This is a genomic window from Fundicoccus sp. Sow4_H7, assembly GCF_052115865.1.
In the GTDB taxonomy this organism is placed as follows: domain Bacteria; phylum Bacillota; class Bacilli; order Lactobacillales; family Aerococcaceae; genus Fundicoccus_A.
On the sequence record NZ_JBQKME010000038.1, the window covers coordinates 1 to 387 of the forward strand.

The following is a 387-nucleotide window of genomic DNA, read 5'->3' on the forward strand; positions in this document are numbered from 1 at the left end:
GAGTATGGGATTAAAGATACCGGCATAAAAAAATACCATGTATGATAAGACATCATACATGGTACAAATATTTTGTTTATTTACCTGTCTACTTGACAGGGGGCAGTTCAATTTTTATGTGACTTGATCTTTTTCTTTGGTTCCGATTCATAGAGTCGTGTCATTAATAAAATACGATCTCTAAAATAGCTGAAATTGCGATATCCATAAGCATTTCTTTTGAGTACTTTGATTTTATTATTAATACCTTCTAACGGTCCATTTGTAAGGCCAGTATAAGTAAAACTATTATGAATATAATCCTTATATTTTTTCAATGTTCTCAATACTCGCTTTAGTCCTGAAAATATTTTACGTTGTGAAGCTTGCTGAAGTGTCGTTTCAAAT

General features: G+C 31.0%; 1 protein-coding gene. It reads right to left on the bottom strand.

Annotated features, from left to right (window positions below):
• Nucleotides 1-107 precede the first annotated feature (107 nt).
• Nucleotides 108-387 (bottom strand): transposase (locus ACTQ54_RS12445; RefSeq protein WP_441757256.1); only part of this gene is annotated, 280 nt, incomplete at its 5' end.